This is a genomic window from Nonomuraea sp. NPDC049624, assembly GCF_040675255.1.
Taxonomy (GTDB): domain Bacteria; phylum Actinomycetota; class Actinomycetes; order Streptosporangiales; family Streptosporangiaceae; genus Nonomuraea.
In genome coordinates this window covers 17,202-32,859 of the sequence record NZ_JBFAOR010000013.1, presented here as the reverse complement: position 1 = coordinate 32,859, position 15,658 = coordinate 17,202, and the positions used below count along the sequence as shown (strand labels likewise).

The 15,658-nt window shown below is 72.1% G+C and carries 15 protein-coding genes and 1 pseudogene; 11 read left to right on the top strand and 5 right to left on the bottom strand.

Features of this window, described 5'->3' with window-relative positions:
• Positions 1 to 14: 14 nt before the first annotated feature.
• Both AB0J76_RS40945 and AB0J76_RS40940 read right to left on the bottom strand, forming a co-directional pair.
• Positions 15 to 692, bottom strand: coding sequence for a lysophospholipid acyltransferase family protein (locus tag AB0J76_RS40945; protein ID WP_352328168.1), 678 nt, complete (start codon positions 690 to 692; stop codon positions 15 to 17).
• Positions 693 to 931: 239 nt separating this feature from the next.
• Positions 932 to 1,546 (bottom strand): TetR family transcriptional regulator, encoded by a 615-nt coding sequence (locus tag AB0J76_RS40940; RefSeq protein ID WP_352328169.1) that lies wholly within the window; start codon positions 1,544 to 1,546, stop codon positions 932 to 934.
• Positions 1,547 to 1,612: 66 nt separating this feature from the next.
• Between AB0J76_RS40940 and AB0J76_RS40935 the strand changes: the two genes are divergently transcribed.
• From AB0J76_RS40935 to AB0J76_RS40925, 3 genes are all read left to right on the top strand, one after another.
• Complete coding sequence (locus AB0J76_RS40935; RefSeq protein WP_364392834.1) at positions 1,613 to 3,583, top strand: AAA family ATPase; 1,971 nt, start codon at positions 1,613 to 1,615, stop codon at positions 3,581 to 3,583.
• A gap of 84 nt (positions 3,584 to 3,667) precedes the next feature.
• Positions 3,668 to 3,979: a hypothetical protein gene (locus AB0J76_RS40930; RefSeq protein ID WP_352326542.1), complete on the top strand. Its 312-nt coding sequence runs from the start codon at positions 3,668 to 3,670 to the stop codon at positions 3,977 to 3,979.
• 116 nt (positions 3,980 to 4,095) lie between these two features.
• Entirely contained in the window at positions 4,096 to 5,763 is a 1,668-nt protein-coding gene (locus AB0J76_RS40925; protein ID WP_352326541.1) for an acetolactate synthase large subunit, read from the top strand.
• Between the two features lie 18 nt (positions 5,764 to 5,781).
• Here the strand turns inward: AB0J76_RS40925 and AB0J76_RS40920 are convergent, their stop codons facing one another.
• Both AB0J76_RS40920 and AB0J76_RS40915 read right to left on the bottom strand, forming a co-directional pair.
• Positions 5,782 to 6,378 carry a CoA pyrophosphatase gene (locus tag AB0J76_RS40920; protein WP_352326539.1) on the bottom strand — a complete coding sequence of 199 codons (597 nt, stop codon included), beginning with the start codon at positions 6,376 to 6,378 and terminating at the stop codon, positions 5,782 to 5,784.
• Positions 6,379 to 6,421: 43 nt separating this feature from the next.
• Complete coding sequence (locus tag AB0J76_RS40915) at positions 6,422 to 7,600, bottom strand: cysteine desulfurase-like protein (RefSeq protein ID WP_352326538.1); 1,179 nt, start codon at positions 7,598 to 7,600, stop codon at positions 6,422 to 6,424.
• Between the two features lie 9 nt (positions 7,601 to 7,609).
• Here AB0J76_RS40915 and AB0J76_RS40910 point away from each other — a divergent pair, with 9 nt between their 5' ends.
• The 5 genes from AB0J76_RS40910 to AB0J76_RS40890 all read left to right on the top strand — a co-directional run bounded on the left by AB0J76_RS40910 (position 7,610) and on the right by AB0J76_RS40890 (position 10,962).
• On the top strand, positions 7,610 to 8,665 hold the full coding sequence (locus AB0J76_RS40910; protein WP_352326536.1) for a winged helix DNA-binding domain-containing protein: 1,056 nt from the start codon (positions 7,610 to 7,612) through the stop codon (positions 8,663 to 8,665).
• A gap of 80 nt (positions 8,666 to 8,745) precedes the next feature.
• A complete protein-coding gene (locus AB0J76_RS40905; RefSeq protein WP_352326535.1) occupies positions 8,746 to 9,312 on the top strand; it encodes a 3'-5' exonuclease in 567 nt (188 codons plus the stop codon).
• Positions 9,313 to 9,394: 82 nt separating this feature from the next.
• The gene (locus AB0J76_RS40900; RefSeq protein ID WP_352326534.1) at positions 9,395 to 9,994 is read left to right on the top strand and encodes an SMI1/KNR4 family protein; all 600 of its coding nucleotides are present in this window, start codon (positions 9,395 to 9,397) and stop codon (positions 9,992 to 9,994) included.
• Between the two features lie 50 nt (positions 9,995 to 10,044).
• A complete protein-coding gene (locus AB0J76_RS40895; RefSeq protein WP_352326533.1) occupies positions 10,045 to 10,341 on the top strand; it encodes a hypothetical protein in 297 nt (98 codons plus the stop codon).
• A gap of 54 nt (positions 10,342 to 10,395) precedes the next feature.
• Positions 10,396 to 10,962, top strand: coding sequence for a DUF4291 domain-containing protein (locus AB0J76_RS40890; RefSeq protein WP_352326531.1), 567 nt, complete (start codon positions 10,396 to 10,398; stop codon positions 10,960 to 10,962).
• Positions 10,963 to 11,232: 270 nt separating this feature from the next.
• On the opposite strand, the gene AB0J76_RS40885 is transcribed toward AB0J76_RS40890, so the two are convergent.
• On the bottom strand, positions 11,233 to 12,225 hold the full coding sequence (locus tag AB0J76_RS40885) for a hypothetical protein (protein WP_352326529.1): 993 nt from the start codon (positions 12,223 to 12,225) through the stop codon (positions 11,233 to 11,235).
• Positions 12,226 to 12,673: 448 nt separating this feature from the next.
• On the opposite strand from AB0J76_RS40885, the pseudogene AB0J76_RS40880 reads away from it, so the two are divergent.
• The 3 genes and pseudogenes from AB0J76_RS40880 to add all read left to right on the top strand — a co-directional run.
• Positions 12,674 to 13,576: pseudogene (locus tag AB0J76_RS40880) on the top strand (RNA polymerase sigma factor); the annotation flags it as partial.
• Positions 13,577 to 13,902: 326 nt separating this feature from the next.
• On the top strand, positions 13,903 to 14,661 hold the full coding sequence (locus tag AB0J76_RS40875) for a class I SAM-dependent methyltransferase (RefSeq protein ID WP_352326527.1): 759 nt from the start codon (positions 13,903 to 13,905) through the stop codon (positions 14,659 to 14,661).
• A gap of 11 nt (positions 14,662 to 14,672) precedes the next feature.
• Positions 14,673 to 15,611, top strand: coding sequence for an adenosine deaminase (gene add / locus AB0J76_RS40870; RefSeq protein WP_352326525.1), 939 nt, complete (start codon positions 14,673 to 14,675; stop codon positions 15,609 to 15,611).
• The last annotated feature ends 47 nt before the right edge of the window (positions 15,612 to 15,658 follow it).

The window sequence follows — 15,658 nt, the reverse complement described above, 5'->3', positions numbered from 1 at the left end:
CTAGCGGTGACCGGTCACGTCGTTCCATTGGCGGTCTTGAAGCTGGAGGCGTACGCGGGCACGTACTCCTGGCCGGACAGCTTCTGGACGGCCTCCATGACCTCGTCGGTGACCCGGCGCCGGTCGCGCGCCTTGGTGTGGTCGCCCTCGAAACGCATGGGCCGGCCGATCGAGATGCCGATCTTGGCGGGCCTGGGCACCTTGGCCCCGACCGGCAGCACCTTCTCGGTGCCCTTGAGCGCCACCGGCAGCACGGGCGCGCCCGTCTTGAGCGCCAGCCAGGCCACGCCGACCTTGCCGCGGTAGAGGCGGCCGTCGGGGGAGCGGGTGCCCTCGGGGTGGATGCCGAACAGCTCGCCGCGCTCCAGCAGCTCGGCGGCGGCGTCGAGCATGGCCTGGGCGGCGTGGGCGCTCTCGCGGTCGATCGGCAGGCTGCCGCCCAGGCGCATGAAGAAGCCGGAGACGGGGTTGCCGTCGAAGTACTCGTTCTTGGCGGTGAACGTGACGCGCCGGGGGAGCAGCGCGGGCAGCAGGAAGGAGTCGAGCACGGAGAGGTGGTTGGCCGCCAGGATGGCCGGACCGAGCCTCGGCACGTTCGCGGCGCCGGTGATGTGCGGCCGGCACATCGCGTGGGCGAGCGGCGCGGCGGCGAACTTGACCACTTCGTACAGCAACGGGCTCTCCTGGATCATGGGCAGTCAACCTTGCCACCCTAAGGCAGCGGGACGCCCGGAAAGCTTTAAGGCCGATGTGGTGGTCGCCTCCTCGGCGAGGTGCACAACACGGTTCCAGCCGAACGGTATTCCGTGAAGGCGGTAATTTGCGGCCCGGGGGACACAGCCACATCGGCATTTCCGAGTTAAGCACAGCCTCTGGCGTTGGAGGTAATCGTGCCCGCCGGATGGGGCGCGCGTGACCTGGACGCCGGAGCTCAGGGGCCGGCGGGGCCGTCCATGAGCAGCGCGAAGGCGTGTTCGGCGGCGCGCACCGCGTCGGCCTCGGCCTCGGCCAGGGGGCGGCCCCCGGCGAGCTGCGCCCAGGTGCGGCGGGCCAGCACCCGCTGCACGGCCAGCGCCTGGGCGGCCAGCAGCGCGGCGGTCAGCTCGTCCATGCACTCGGCCAGGGCCTCGGTCAGCTCGGCCTCGTCCTGGCTCATGTGGTGGAACAGGCGCACGGCCAGGCTGGGCGTGTCGAACACCATGCGGTGGAAGGCCAGCACCTCGGGGTCGTCGTTGAGGCCGGTGACGGGGTCGTGGGCGGCCAGGCCGTCGAGGTGGTGGCGGCGCAGCGCCGCGACCGGGTGCTCGCCGGGCCCCCGCCCGCGCACGACGCGGGCCGCCTCGCCCTTGTGGTCGGCGAACCGGTGCAGGACGAGGTCCTCCTTGGTCGGGAAGTACTTGAACAGTGTCGGCTTGGACACACCGGCCGCCGCCGCGATCTCGGTCACCGGCACCTCGTCGAAGCCGCGTTCCAGGAAGAGCGCGATCGCCGCCGTCGAGATGGCCTCGTGCACCCGCTGCCGCTGCAGCTCCCGCAGTCCCGTCATGACCGCACTCTATCAAAGTGTTAACCTGGTCAATGTCTTAACCGAGTTAACGCTTTGGGGGTGGGCATGGGCACGCTCGACGACGAACGGCGTCACGTCGAACGATGCAGGGCGGGGCTGCGCAGGATGCTGGAGGGCGCGCGGGAGAACGTGATCGTCGGCGAGACCGTCGCCGGCGACCGCTACAGCGCGGAGCGGCTGGGCCGCCATCTCAAGAGCCTGGCCAAGGAGCTGAGCGAGGAGCCCGACGGGCCGCCGTTCTTCGGCCGGCTCGATTTCGGCCAGGCCTCGGCCGAGCACCGCGGGCGGGCGTACCACATCGGCCGGCGGCACATCGCCGGCGAGCACGGCCGGCTGCCGGTGGTGATCGACTGGCGCGCGCCCGTGGCGCGCGCGTTCTACCGCGCCGGCGCCCGCGACCCCCAGGGGGTCGAGGTGCGCCGCCGTTTCGGCTGGTCGGGCAGCACGCTGACCGGCTACGAGGACGAGCTTCTCGGCGCGGGGCAAGAAGGCGGCGGCGCGCTCCTGGCCGCCGAGATCGAACGCCCCCGCGTCGGCCCGATGCGCGACATCGTCGCCACCATCCAGCCCGAGCAGGACGACCTCGTCCGCGCCGACCTCGACACCACCATCTGCGTCCAGGGCGCCCCCGGCACCGGCAAGACCGCCGTCGGCCTGCACCGGGCCGCCTACCTGCTGTACGCCCACCGCCGCCGCCTCGAACGCTCCGGCGTCCTGGTGCTCGGCCCGAACCGGACCTTCCTCGGCTACATCTCGGCCGTGCTGCCCGCGCTCGGCGAGGTGGACGTCGAGCAGACCACCCTGGAAGGACTGCTCGGCGCCCACCCCGTACGGGCCGTCGACTCCGCGGCGGCCGCGGCGGTCAAGCACGACGTCCGGATGGCCGAGCTGCTGCGCCGCGCGCTGTACGGCCGCATCCGCAGGCCCGCCGAGCCCGCCGTGGTGGCCGACGGCTCCTACCGCTGGCGCGTCGGCGAGGACGAGCTGCGCCGCATCGTGGAGGACACCAGGCGGGCCGCCCTGCCGTACGGGATCGGCCGCGAACGCGTCAGGGCCAGGACGGTGGCGGCGATGCGGCGGCAGGCCGAGGCCCGCGGCCGGACCTGCAACGCCGCCTGGGAACGCCGCATCGGCCGGGCGCTCGCCCCGGCGCTCGACGCGACCTGGCCCGCCGTCCGCCCCGAGGACGTGCTGAACGAGGTCCTCAGCGCCCCGCCCGAGGGCCTGCTGACCGACGCCGAACGCGCCGCACTGGCCAGGCCCGGCCCGCCGCGCGGCGCCAAGAGCGCCGCATGGACCGAGGCCGACCTGGTGCTGCTGGACGAGCTGGCCTGCCTGCTGGAACGCCCCCGCGGCTACGGCCACGTCATCGTGGACGAGGCCCAGGACCTGTCGCCCATGCAGTGCCGGGCCGTGGCCAGGCGCAGCGAGCACGGCTCGCTGACCGTGCTCGGCGACCTGGCCCAGGGCACCACGCCGTGGGCGGCCAGGTCGTGGCCGGAGCACCTGGAGCTGCTCGGCAGTCCCGGCGGCCGGATCGTCGAGCTGACCACCGGCTTCCGCGTGCCCGGCGTGGTCGTGGAGCTGGCCAACACGCTGCTGGCCGCGCTCGACGCCGACGTGCCCCCCACCCGCTCCCACCGCTCCGACGGCAGGCTGCGCGTCATCGCGACGGCCGAGCTGGAGAAGGGGGTCGTGGCGGCCGTCCGGGAGGCGGGCGGGTTCGAGGGGTCGATCGGGGTGATCGCGGCCGACGCCCACGTCGAGGCGATCACCTGCGCGCTCTGGAACGAGGGGCTGGACCTCGGCGAGCGGCTGAGCGTCATACCCGCCTCGATGTGCAAGGGCCTGGAGTACGACCACGTGGTGCTCGCCGAGCCGGCCGCCGTCGTCGCGGCCGAGCCGCGCGGACTCAACCGCCTGTACGTCGCCCTCACCCGCGCGGTCTCCCGGCTCGACGTCGTCCACGCCGAACCCCTTCCCCCTCAGCTTTCCCGCCCGTCAAAACCCTTCTGAAATGGGCAGATGTCTGGACTCGGCGGCTCGACAGGCCCACGGCTCTGGTGTGTGATGTGATTCACTTCACGAGGGAGCCGGAGAATGACCGCTTCGCAAGAACCGCCCCCGGGCGACGACGAGCACACCCGCGAAGGGCGCCGGCCGCAGCCGCCGCCCTATGACCGGCCGCCGCAGCGGCAGGGCGCCCAGATCCTGTCGATCATCGGGTTCGTCAGCGCCGCGGTGGCCATCCTGTTCATACCGATCCTGTTCGGCCTGGCCGGCATCGTGCTGGGCATCGTCGGCCACACCCGCGGCGAGTCCCTGGGCAAGTGGGCCGCCATCGCCGCCGCGGCCTGCATGGTCGTCGGCATGGTCCTCGGCGCGCTGGCCACGCGCGCGCTGGGCTCCTGACCCGCTGTGCCCGCGTGAGATCCGCCGTCGCGCGGGCACAGGGCCGCGTCCCGGAATGAAGCGCGCCTGCCGGGTGCTGTCAGGGACGCAGTCGCTCATGGAAGAAGGCGTTAACCATGTCCCCGCAGGTGTCCTCGCAGGCGGACGCGGCCCATCTGATCGTGCGAGCCCTGGAGGCGGAAGGCGTCGAGTACGTCTTCGGCATCCCCGGCGAGGAGAACATCCACTTCGTCGACGCGCTCAACGACTCCTCCATCCGCTACATCCTCGTCCGGCACGAGCAGGGCGCGGCGTTCATGGCCGAGATCTACGGCAGGCTCACCGGCAAGGCGGGGGTGGCCTCGGCCACGCTCGGCCCCGGCGCGATCAACCTGCAGCTCGGCGTGGCCGACGCCACCACCAACAGCACCCCCGTCGTGGCGATCACCGCCCAGGTCGGCCTCGACCGCATCTACAAGGAGTCGCACCAGGTGGTCGACCTGGTGTCGCTGTTCCGGCCGATCACCAAATGGGCCGACCTCGCCCCCACGGCCCTGGCCCTGCCCGAGATGATCCGCAAGGCGTTCAAGACCGCCCAGACGGAGCGGCCCGGCGCCGTCTACCTGGCCATCCCCGAAGACGTCGAGTCGGCTCCCGTGCCGGCCGGCCTCGGGCCGCTGCCGGTCAACGTCGTACGTCCCCAAGACCCCTCGGCCGCCCAGATCGCCCGCGCGGCCGACGTGCTGGCCCGCGCGCGCAGGCCGATCGTGCTGGCCGGGCACGGCGCCGTCCGGGCCGGGGCCGCCGCCGCGCTGGTGCGCTTCTCCGAGCGGCTCGGGCTGCCGGTGGCCACCACGTTCAACGGCAAGGGCGTCTTCCCCGACGACCACCCGCACGCTCTGGGCGCGGTCGGCTTCATGCGCCACGACTACGTCAACTTCGGCTTCGACGAGGCGGACGCGCTGATCAGCGTCGGCTACGAGCTCCAGGAGTTCGACCCCGTCAAGATCAACCCGAACCGCGACAAGGAGATCATCCACCTCCACCGGTTCCCCGCCGAGGTCGACGACCACTACCCGGTGGCCGTCGGGGTGCACGGCGACATCTCCCGGTCGCTGGACGCGCTCGCCGACGCCGTCCCGCGCCGTTTCGAGCTCAACGGCACCGGCGAGAAGATCCGCCGGCTGATGCGCGAGGAGCTGGAGCAGGGGCGCGCGGAGGACGGCTTCCCGCTGTCGCCGCGGCGCGTGGTCGCCGACATCAGGCAGGCCATGGGCCGCGAGGACATCGTGCTGGCCGACACCGGCGCGGTGAAGATGTGGATGGCCCGCATGTACCCGACGTACGAGCCCAACACGATGCTGGTCTCCAACGGGCTGTCCTCGATGGGATTCGCGGTGCCCGGGGCGCTGGCCGCCAAGCTGGCCTTCCCCGACCGCAGGGTGCTGGCCGCCACCGGCGACGGGGCGTTCCTGATGAACTCCCAGGAGCTGGAGACGGCCGTTCGCGAGCGCGTCCCGATCACGGTCCTGGTGTGGGTCGACGACGCGTACGGGCTGATCGAGTGGAAGATGGACCTGGAGCTCGGCCGCCACTCGGGCATCCGCTTCGGCAACCCCGACTTCGTCGCCTACGCCGAGAGCTTCGGCGCCCGCGGCTACCGGGTCACCAGCGCCGGGGAGCTGCTGCCCACGCTGCGCAAGGCGCTGGCCGACGAGACGGTGTCGGTGATCGCGGCGCCCGTCGACTACGCGGCCAACCTGGAGCTGACCGGCAAGCTCGGCGAACTCACCGGCCCCTTCTAGCCGGCGGGGGCGGTCGGGTCAGGTTCTCGTCCAGTGGGGCTGCGCGACGTCGAACACCCGCTGTTCGCGCCCACGCAGCGCCACCTCGGCGAACTGCCACAGGATCGCCCCGGTCGGCGCGTGGATCACGATGTCCGGACCGAGCGGCATCTGCAGCAGCTCGCCCTGCCAGCGCGGCACGCCGGGCGCGAGGAACCGCTCCAGCGGCACCGCGTGCACCGAGGCCACCTCATGGGCGTCGCCCACCGGCTCCTGACGGCCCCCGAACGCCACCACGGGAGTGATCACGAACCCGGAGTCGGCGACGAAGTCGTCGAGCAGCCCGGCCACCGCCACGCCGGTCACCCCGACCTCCTCGGCCAGCTCGCGCAGCGCCGCCTCCACCGGCAGCTCGCCGTCGTCGAGCCGCCCGCCCGGCAGCGCCCACTGCCCCGGGTTGCGCCCCCGCGCCGCCCTGCGGATCAGCACCGTGTACGGGACGCGCTCGGCGTCCTCCAGCACGCACACCGTCACGGCCGCCCGGCGCACCCCTGAGACGGGCGGCACCTCCCGGCGGTCGAAGGCGGCGAGACGAGCGGCGACCTGCTCGCGCAGCACGTCGATCGGGGGCAGCATCCCCTCAGGATCTCACGCCCCGCCCGTACGGGCCGAGGGCCCGTCAGGAGAGGGCGGCCACCCCCTCCAGCAGGCGGTCGACGTCCGAGCGGTCGTTGTAGTGGACCAGGCCCGCGCGGACGGCGCCGCCCGAGTCGCGCACGCCGAGCGCGCCGGTCAGCTCCCAGGCGTAGTTGTGGCCGTTCCAGACGTTCACCCCCAGCCCGGCCAGATGCTCGGCGACCTGGCGCGGGGTGTGCCCGGCGACGGTGAAGTAGGCGGTCGCGGTGCGCCTGGCGGGCTTGCCGAGCAGGGTGACGTGGGGCATCGTCTCCAGGCCGGAGATCAGGCCGGCGAACAGCTCCAGCTCGTGCTCTTCGGCGGCGGCCATCGAGGCGAGGAGACGTTCGCGGCGGGTGCCGGCGCCGGGGACCATGGCGGCCAGGTGGTCGACGGCCGCGGTGACCCCGGCCAGGTCGGCGAACGCGGACGTACCCGTCTCGAACCTCTCCGGCACGGTGTCGGGGGAGGGCCGCAACTTGGCCGGGCGGACCGTCTCCAGCAGCGCCGGGTCGGCGACGACGGCCCCCACGTGCGGCCCCGACCACTTGTAGGCGCTGGTGGCGTAGAAGTCGGCGCCCAGCGCCCGCATGTCCACCGGGCCGTGCGGGGTGGCGTGCACGCCGTCCACGTACAGCAGGGCGCCCGCGCGGTGGGCCAGCTCGGCGATGGCGGCCACGTCGGGACGGGTGCCGAGGATGTTGCTGGCCGCCGTCACCGCGACGACCTTGGTCCGCTCGCCGATCAGGTCGGCGTACTGGTCGACCGGGAGCTCGCCGGTCACCGCGTCCACCTCGGCCCAGCGGACGGCGGCGCCCGTCTGGGTCCAGGGGCGCACGTTCGCGTCGTGGTCCAGCCTGGAGACCACCACCTCGTCGCCGGGCCCGGTCAGCGCCCTGGCCAGCCGGTACGTCAGCGTCGTCATGTTCGGGCCGAGGATCACGCCCTCGGGACGGCCGCCGACCAGGTCCGCGACGGCGGCACGGCAGGCGGCGACGATCTCGTCCGCCCGGCGGCTGGCGGGGAACGCGCCGCCCACGTTGCCGAGCCCGGCCCGGTAGGCGGCGGAGATGGCGTCGATCACCGACTGTGGCGTCTGGGTGCCGGCCGCGCCGTCAAGGTAGGCGAAACCATCGGAAAGCGCAGGATAGGAGGAACGTACGGACTCCAGGGGGAAAGGCATGATAAGTAGATGCTCACCCTCAGAGACCTCAACCGCGCCACCTTGGCCCGGCAGCACCTCCTCGCCCGGCACGAGGGCCGCCCGGCCGACGTCGTGCACCGGCTGGCCGGGCTGCAGGCCCAGGAGCCGCGGCCGCCCTACCTGGGGGTGTGGACGCGGCTGGCCGGGTTCCGGCGCGCCGACCTGCACGACTCGCTGCACGCCGGCGACCTGGTGCGGGCGACGATGATGCGGGCCACGCTGCACCTGGTGACGGCGGAGGACTACGCGTCCTTCCGACCGCTGCTGCGTCCCATGCTGGCCGCCGCGGCGCTCCGGTTCGAGGGCGTCGACTTCGAGGCCGTCGCCGCCGTCGCCGACCGGCTGCTCGCCGACGGGCCGCTCACCTTCAACGAGCTGCGGCCGCTGCTGCTGAAGGAGTTCCCCGGCGCGGACGAGCGGGTGCTCGGTTACGCCGTCCGCATGATGACGCCGCTGGTCATGGTGCCGACGCAGGACCGGTGGAGCTTCCCGCGCGAGTCCGCCTTCGGGCTGCCCGCCGTCGAACTGGACCCGGCGTCCAGCGTGGAACGCCTGGTCGAGCGGTACCTCGCCGCGTTCGGCCCGGCCACGCCCGCCGACGTCCAGACCTGGTCGGGACTGGGCGGGATGCGGGCCGTCATGAAGGGGATGGAGCTGGACAGGCTCGCCGACGAGACGGGACGCGAACTGTTCGACCTGCCCGGCGCGCCGCGGCCGGGCGGCGACGTGCCCGCGCCGGTGCGCTTCCTGCCCGACTTCGACAACCTCGTCCTGGGGCACGCCGACCGTACGCGGGTGCTGGCGGACGAGTTCAGGCCGCTGGTGGCGACCAAGAACCTGCGGATCAAGGCCACGTACCTGGTGGACGGGTTCGCGGCGGGGACCTGGCAGATCAAGCGGTCCGGCAAGAAGGCCAAGCTCCTCATCAGCCCCTTCGCCGCGCCGACGCCACTGGACGTGCTGGAGGAGGAGGGCCTGGCACTGCTCGCCTTCGCCGAACCGGACGCGACCACCCACACCCTCGAACACACCCCACCCAACTGAAGAGGGTCTGCCAGTCGCGTCGGTGAGAGCGGTGAGAAATCGAGGTGCCGGAACCGGGTGCATATCCCTACCCTCGGGCCATGCGCCGCCTGTTGAACGTCATCGACGTGGAAGCCACCTGCTGGGACGGACAGCCGCCGCCCGGCTCCGTCAACGAGATCATCGAGATCGGCCTCACCGTCGTGGACGTGTCAGCACGGCGCAGGGTCTCCCGGCACCGCATCCTGGTCCGGCCGGTCCGATCGGCGGTGAGTGACTTCTGCACGGAACTGACCGGCCTGACGCAAGCCGAGGTGGAACAGGGTGTCACCTTCGCCGAGGCATGCCGGATCCTTGCCGAGGAGCACGACGCCGGGGAGCGTCCGTGGGCGAGCTGGGGCGAGTACGACCGCCGGCAGTTCGCTCGGCAGAGTCAGGCCGACGGGGTGGCTTATCCGTTCGGCTATCCGACGGAACGCACCCACACCAACGCCAAGGCCGTGTTCGCGGCGGCGTACGGGCTGCCCAGGAAACCCGGCATGGATCACGCTCTGCGGATCGCCGGACTGCCGCTGGAGGGACGCCATCACCGCGGCGAGGACGACGCGTGGAACATCGCGGCACTCGTCCTCGACCTGTTGGGCCGCGGGGCATGGCCGGCCCTCTAGGTCCCGGTGCGACCGACCCCGTCGCGGCGTTGTGTCGGTGTGACCTCGTAGACTCCCCGGCCACGTCGTCGAAGGGATTGCCGTGGAAGACCCGACAGGCATCGCAGCGCTGACCGAGATCCTGCCTCCGGATCTCGGCGCGGACGAGGAGATCGACTGGTCGGCGGCGGAGGCGCGGTGGGGCACGCGGTTCCCGCGTGACTACATGGCCTTCATGTCCGTCTATGGCGCCGGCTCGTTCGCCGAGGTCGGCATCCTCATGCCGCTGCCCAAGGAGTACATCCAGTGGGACCCCGGGACGTTCGAGGAGGAGACGGAGAACGCCCGTGACATCTGGAAGATGCTGGGCGGTCAGGAAGGGCTCGACATCGACCCGGACCACATCCTCGCCTGGGGCATCACTTCGGGCCCCGACATCCTGTGCTGGCTGACCACCGACCCCGACCCCGACCGGTGGCCCGTCCTGGTCTGCGGCCGGCACACCCGCGAGGACTTCACGCTCTTCCCCTGCGGCATGGTCGAATTCCTGCGCATGCTGCTCCTGGACGAGCACGACCCCTATCCCCTCAGCGTCGACCTGCGTAACGCCTCGCCGCGCTACGTGCACTGGCTCGAAGAACAGAAGCGCTGGAAGGCGAGATCGGACGCCGGCTTCGGTTCGCCGCGGTCAGCCGGCCAGTAGGGCTGGTCGCGAGAGCGCTGGTCGCAGCCGCGAGCCTTCCGGCTCCGCTGGTGGCGCTGTGGCGGGTGCGGGACGGCCTGCACACGGAGTCCGGTGTGGTGGTGTACTCGGCGGGGGACATCGGTGAACGCAACGCCACTCACGAGGTCGCGCGGTATGCGCCAGGATTCCTCCTCGTCGGCGACGACAGCGGCGGCTGCGGATTCCTGCTGCGTGCCGACGACCCGGACTCCGCCGTGTTCTCCTCCGATCTGGGCGATCTGGACCCTGCGGGCTTCGACGTCGTGGCCGCGGACTTCGCGTCCTGGATCGAATCGCTCGAAACAGCCGTCAGCGAGTCGCTCTGACCGGAGGCGAAAAGGCTTCGCGATGTGAGTGCGCCTGATGGCAGGGTGCAGCGCATGGCACCCCAGTACCAGATTCGCGCGGACTACGACGCTGACACGATCGTGGTCTACCAGGCGTACGCGCCTGCCATCGCCGACGCGGCGCTGCGAGCGGGCCGTTTCGTTGCGCCGTTCTCGTTTCACCGGATGACCTGGATCAAGCCCTCGTTCCTGTGGCTCATGCATCGCAGCAACTGGGCCCGCAAACCCGGTCAGGAGCGCGTTCTCGCAGTGCGGATGACCCGGCAGGGGTGGGAGGAGGCCTTGTCCCAGGCCGTGCTCACGACCGCGGATCCGGCGGCTGTGGCCGAGGCGGCCGTACATGTCCAGTGGGACCCGGAACGTTCGTCGCGCGGCGCGGCACTGAACCACTACAGCATCCAGGTCGGCATCGGCCGCAGGCTGATCCGCACCTTCACCGACGACTGGATCGTCAGCCTCACCGACCTGACTCCTCAGGTCCGCAAGGCCACGGTGTTGACGCAAACCGGACACGCCGCCAAGGCCCAGCGGCTGCTCCCCGCCGAACGGGTGTATCCACTGCCGCGGACACTGGAAAGCCTCCTTTCCCCGGGCAAATGACGGCCAGCCGGAGAGAGGCACATGGGTGTGCCGTTCGCCGCGGTTCTGGCCGGTCGCGGACGCCGTGGGGTGATGCCGCCGGGCAACACCGTGAAGAGTCCGTCACCGGCTGCGGCAGGCGCGAGTCAGCTGCCGCTCCTGCCGCGCGAGTAGACCTGCTTGGCGGGTGGGGCCGTCACCCGCACCTTGCCGCCCCACCTGGTGAAGCGCTCGCGCCTCCCTCGACCCGCGAGCGCTGCTCACGCTCAGCGGGCGCGCGGGCGTGCCAGGCTAGGCGAGGCCGAGGTCCCGCCGCACGCGGGCGTAGTGGCGGCCCGGCAGCAGGCTGCCGACCGCCCACGGCTGGGTCTCCGGCATCCGCCTGCCCACGCCCTCCAGCAGGCGCTGCGCGCCGGTGAGGTGGCCGCCGTGGTAGAGCGCCGCGCCGAACAGGTGCGCGGCGTCCAGCGCCCGCGGATGCGGCCGGCCGCCCTCGCGCCACTTGCCGGCCGCCGCCACCAGCGGGCCGGCCACCTCAGGGTCGCCGAAGTAGCCTTCGAGAACCTGCCGCGCCGTACGCTCCGACTCGCCGATCCGGCTCCACACGACCTCGAAGTGGGCCAGCGCCAGCGTCGCCGTCACCGGGTCGCCCGGCGGCGCCGCGTCCGCCGCGTGGCGGGCGAAGGCCAGCACCTCGCCGTCGGAGCCGTGCCACTTGGCGCACAGCACCTGGACGCGGGTGCGGTGCCCGGCATACAGGTGCGGGGCGCGGGCGGTCAGCTCCGTCCAAAGGCGGTCGAGCTCCTGCCGGCCGGCCTGCGCGCCGAGCGCGTGCCACTGCAGCCGCTCCCACGGAACGGGATCGTCCGGACGGGCCTCGGCGGCCTGCCGCAGCGGGGCGGCGGCGTGCGCCAGCACCTCGTGGAAGCGGGCGAAGCGCTGGTCGCTCACGTGCGCGGCGGAGGAACCGCCGCGGATCGCCCACGCCTGCTGGATCCGGGCGGCGCCGAGCCAGAGCAACGCGTCGGGGTCGTCGCCGGCCAGCCGGAGCAGCGCCTCGGTGTGCGCGCGGGCGGCGATCCCCAGTTGCTCGACGCGCAGCGCACGCGACTCGTGGTCGTCGCGCGCCTGGCGGACCAGCTCCAGGCCGGCCTCCAGCCGCCCGGCCCGCACCTGGCGCAGCGCCTGCTCCAGCGCGGGATCGTCCCACGAGCGGCCCGGACGCATCCGCGAGGTCTTGTCGAGCAGCTCGGCCACGGCCGTGATCACCCGTATCAAGGACATCCGTGATCAATACCGCACGTGATCATGGCGTCGCAACGGGGATGTTCAGGTGGGGCGCCCGTCGCCATGAACCAGGGCGAGAGGGCGGGCGTCTTCTGGAGTGCCGTCGATCGGAGGAGGTGAAGGCGAGGGGACGGGGTCGGGGCGCTGGTCAGGGGGTGGATGTGGGCGGCGGGTCAGCGGTGATCGTGTTTTCGTCGAAGCCACGTTCGAGGAAGTGTTGGGTAGCCTGGTCAGAGACGGCCCTGCCAGGCCCCGCTTCTTCCGTTCCCTCATGCCCTGAAGGTCCCGACGCCTATCGGCCCGCTACGTTTCCCGCCGGCCCTGCCCGCAGGCCGGCTCAGTCACTGAGCGTCCACCCAACGCGAGCGAGGAGAGAATTTTGTCCCAAGCAGCAGAGGTTCTCGAACTGGACGACACCATCGCCGACGGTGGCACGGCCGTCGGCGCCGACTCGGTCAAGACCTACCTGAAGGAGATCGGGCGCGTCCCGCTGCTCACCGCCGAGCAGGAGATCGAGCTCGCCAAGCGCATCGAGGCCGGCCTGTTCGCCAGGGAACGGCTCGACAGCGAGCCTGGCCTGCCCTCCGACCTGCGTGCCGACCTGGAGTGGATCGCCGACGACGGCCTTCGTGCCAAGCGCCGCATGCTGGAGGCCAACCTCCGGCTCGTCGTCTCCATCGCCAAGCGTTACACCGGCCGCGGCATGCTCTTCCTCGACCTGATCCAGGAGGGGAACCTCGGCCTGATCCGGACGATCGAGAAGTTCGACTACCGGCTCGGCTACAAGTTCTCCACCTACGCCACCTGGTGGATCAAGCAGGCCATCACCCGTGCCATGGCCGACCAGGCCCGGACGATCCGCATCCCCGTCCACATGGTCGAGCTGATCAACAAGGTGGCCCGCGTGCAGCGCCGCCTGCAGTCCGACCTGGGCCGCGAGCCCACCCCCGAGGAGATCGCCGCCGAGACCGATCTCGACGTCGAGCGGGTGTCGGAGGTGCAGAGCTACGGCCGGGAGCCGATCTCCCTCAGCACGCCGCTCGGCGAGGAGGGCGACAGCGAGTTCGGCGACCTGATCGAGGACACCGAGGCCGTCTCCCCGGCCGACGCGGTCTCCTTCACGCTGCTGCAGCAGCAGTTGCACAGCCTGCTCGACCAGCTCTCCGAACGCGAGGCGGGCGTGATCACGATGCGCTACGGCCTGGCCGACGGCAAGCCGCGCACCCTCGACGAGATCGGCCGCGTCTACGGCGTCACCCGTGAGCGCATCCGGCAGATCGAGGCCAAGACCATGTCCAAGCTGCGCCACCCCTCCCGGGCCATGGCGCTGCGCGACTACCTGAGCTGACAGCCCCGCCCACAACGCCGCTGCCGGAGCCGATCGTTGGCGCCCGGGAGCAGCATCACGCGACACGCCGAGCACGGCTCGCCGCGTGGACGTGGAGCGTCACCGCCTCGTCGACCGAACCAGCCGCCGCGACGCCGGCGCGACCCGCGACAGGCACGACCTCCGTCCACCCCGGCGACGGCCACCCGAGCACCCGCGTGCCGCGGCGACGTCCCCCGTCGCCCACGGGGAGAGCGGTCCAGGGGTGGGAAAGGGCAGGTAAAGGGGCGCTCTGGAGTGTGTGGAGCCTGGAGCGGGCCGGGTGGGCCGGACCTACTCTGCCCAACGTGAAACGCTCCCGTACGAGCCTCGTCCACCAGGCCGCCTACGCGTTCCGGCACCCCCACAGGATCGCTCCCCACCTGCGCCGGCTGGCCCGCGACACCTGGTTCCGGCTCCGCAGCCCCGACCACGTCACCTACTACCGCGCCGTCATGAGGTCCGACACGGCCCGCGACCCCGAGGGCGCCGTGGGGTCGCACCGGCACCGGCGCTGGCTCGCCCTGGGACGCATGCAGTTCGACTACCTGGTGGAGCACGGGCTCAAGCCCGACTGCCGGATGCTGGAGATCGGCTGCGGCAACCTGCGCGCCGGCCGGCTGTTCATCGGCTACCTGTTCACCGGCAACTACTACGGCATCGACATCTCGCCCGACATCCTGCTGGCCGCCCAGGACACGATCGAGAAGCACGCCCTTCAGGACAAGCTGCCCTATCTGGCGCCGGTGCGCGACCTGCGGCTGGCGTTCCTGCCGGACGAGTACTTCGACGTCGTGCACGCCCACAGCGTCTTCTCGCACTCGCCGATCGAGGTCATCGAGGAGTGCTTCGCCAACGTGGGCCGCGTCATGAAACCGGACGGCTGGTTCGACTTCACCTTCGACCGGACCGAGGGCGAGGAGCACCACGTCCTGCGCGAGGACTTCTACTACCGCACCGAGACGCTGGTCGAGCTGGCCCGCAAATACGGACTGAAAGCGACGTTCATGGACGACTGGGAGCAGGGCCCGCATAAGCAGTCGAAAATCCGCATCACCCGGCGCTAACCTCCCGGAGAGTGAGAGACCTCCGCCTGCTGCCCAAGGCCCACCTGCACGTCCACCTGGAGAGCACCGTACGGCCCGCGACCGTGCGCGAACTGGGCGGCCCGCCCGAGCCCGACGGCCCGTTCGCCGATTTCCGCGAGTTCGCCGACCAGCGGGCCAAGGTGCGCAACCTGCTGCGCACCCCCGAGCACTTCCGGCGCCTCGCCCTGGAGTTCTGCGAGGACGAGGCCGCCCAGGGCACCCGCTACGTAGAGGTCACCTTCACCGCCGCCGCCCACGGCGAACGGCTGGGCGCTCCGGAGATGCCGCTGGAGGCGGTGCTCGACGGCCTGGCCGAGGGCAGGCGGTACGGCATCGAGGCCCGCGTGCTGCTCGACCACTCCAGGCGGCGGCCCCTGGAGCGGCTGTGGCGGACGTACGAGCTGGCCACCCGCTACGACGAGGTGATCGGGCTCGGGCTCGCGGGCGACGAGGCCCATCCGCTGGCCCCCTTCGCCGAGGTGTTCGCCGCGGCCGGGGACGCGGGCCTGCACCTGGTGCACCACGCGGGCGAGGCGGCCGGGCCGGCGAGCATCCGCGAGGCGCTGGACCTCGGCCGCACCGAGCGGCTCGGCCACGGCATCCGGGTGCTGGACGACCCGGCGCTGGTCGCCGAGGTGCGCGAGCGGGGCGTCCCGCTGGAGGTCTGCCCCACGTCGAACGTGCTGCTCGGGCTGGTGCCGTCGCTGGCCGAGCACCCGCTGCCGCGCCTGCGCGAGGCCGGGCTCGCGGTCACGGTCAACACCGACGGCGAGACGGGGCTGGCCGAGGAGTACCTGCGGCTGCGCGAGGTCTTCGGGTACGGCGACGACGTCCTGGCCGAGCTGGCCCGCGCCTCGATCAGGGCCTCCTTCGCCCCGGACGCCCTCAAGGCGGACCTGCTGGCCGCCGTCGACGCCTGGCTGCGCTGACCCGCCCGGCCCCCGCCGGGCACGGCGATCTCCGTCACATCGTGGAA

Bases quoted from the DNA above. Each gene is read 5' to 3' on its own strand.
- AB0J76_RS40945 (WP_352328168.1), bottom strand. From the start codon at position 692: ATGATCCAGGAGAGCCCGTTGCTGTACGAAGTGGTCAAGTTCGCCGCC.
- AB0J76_RS40940 (WP_352328169.1), bottom strand. From the start codon at position 1,546: ATGACGGGACTGCGGGAGCTGCAGCGGCAGCGGGTGCACGAGGCCATC.
- AB0J76_RS40935 (WP_364392834.1), top strand. From the start codon at position 1,613: ATGGGCACGCTCGACGACGAACGGCGTCACGTCGAACGATGCAGGGCG.
- AB0J76_RS40930 (WP_352326542.1), top strand. From the start codon at position 3,668: ATGACCGCTTCGCAAGAACCGCCCCCGGGCGACGACGAGCACACCCGC.
- AB0J76_RS40925 (WP_352326541.1), top strand. From the start codon at position 4,096: ATGTCCCCGCAGGTGTCCTCGCAGGCGGACGCGGCCCATCTGATCGTG.
- AB0J76_RS40920 (WP_352326539.1), bottom strand. From the start codon at position 6,378: ATGCTGCCCCCGATCGACGTGCTGCGCGAGCAGGTCGCCGCTCGTCTC.
- AB0J76_RS40915 (WP_352326538.1), bottom strand. From the start codon at position 7,600: ATGCCTTTCCCCCTGGAGTCCGTACGTTCCTCCTATCCTGCGCTTTCC.
- AB0J76_RS40910 (WP_352326536.1), top strand. From the start codon at position 7,610: ATGCTCACCCTCAGAGACCTCAACCGCGCCACCTTGGCCCGGCAGCAC.
- AB0J76_RS40905 (WP_352326535.1), top strand. From the start codon at position 8,746: ATGCGCCGCCTGTTGAACGTCATCGACGTGGAAGCCACCTGCTGGGAC.
- AB0J76_RS40890 (WP_352326531.1), top strand. From the start codon at position 10,396: ATGGCACCCCAGTACCAGATTCGCGCGGACTACGACGCTGACACGATC.
- AB0J76_RS40885 (WP_352326529.1), bottom strand. From the start codon at position 12,225: ATGTCCTTGATACGGGTGATCACGGCCGTGGCCGAGCTGCTCGACAAG.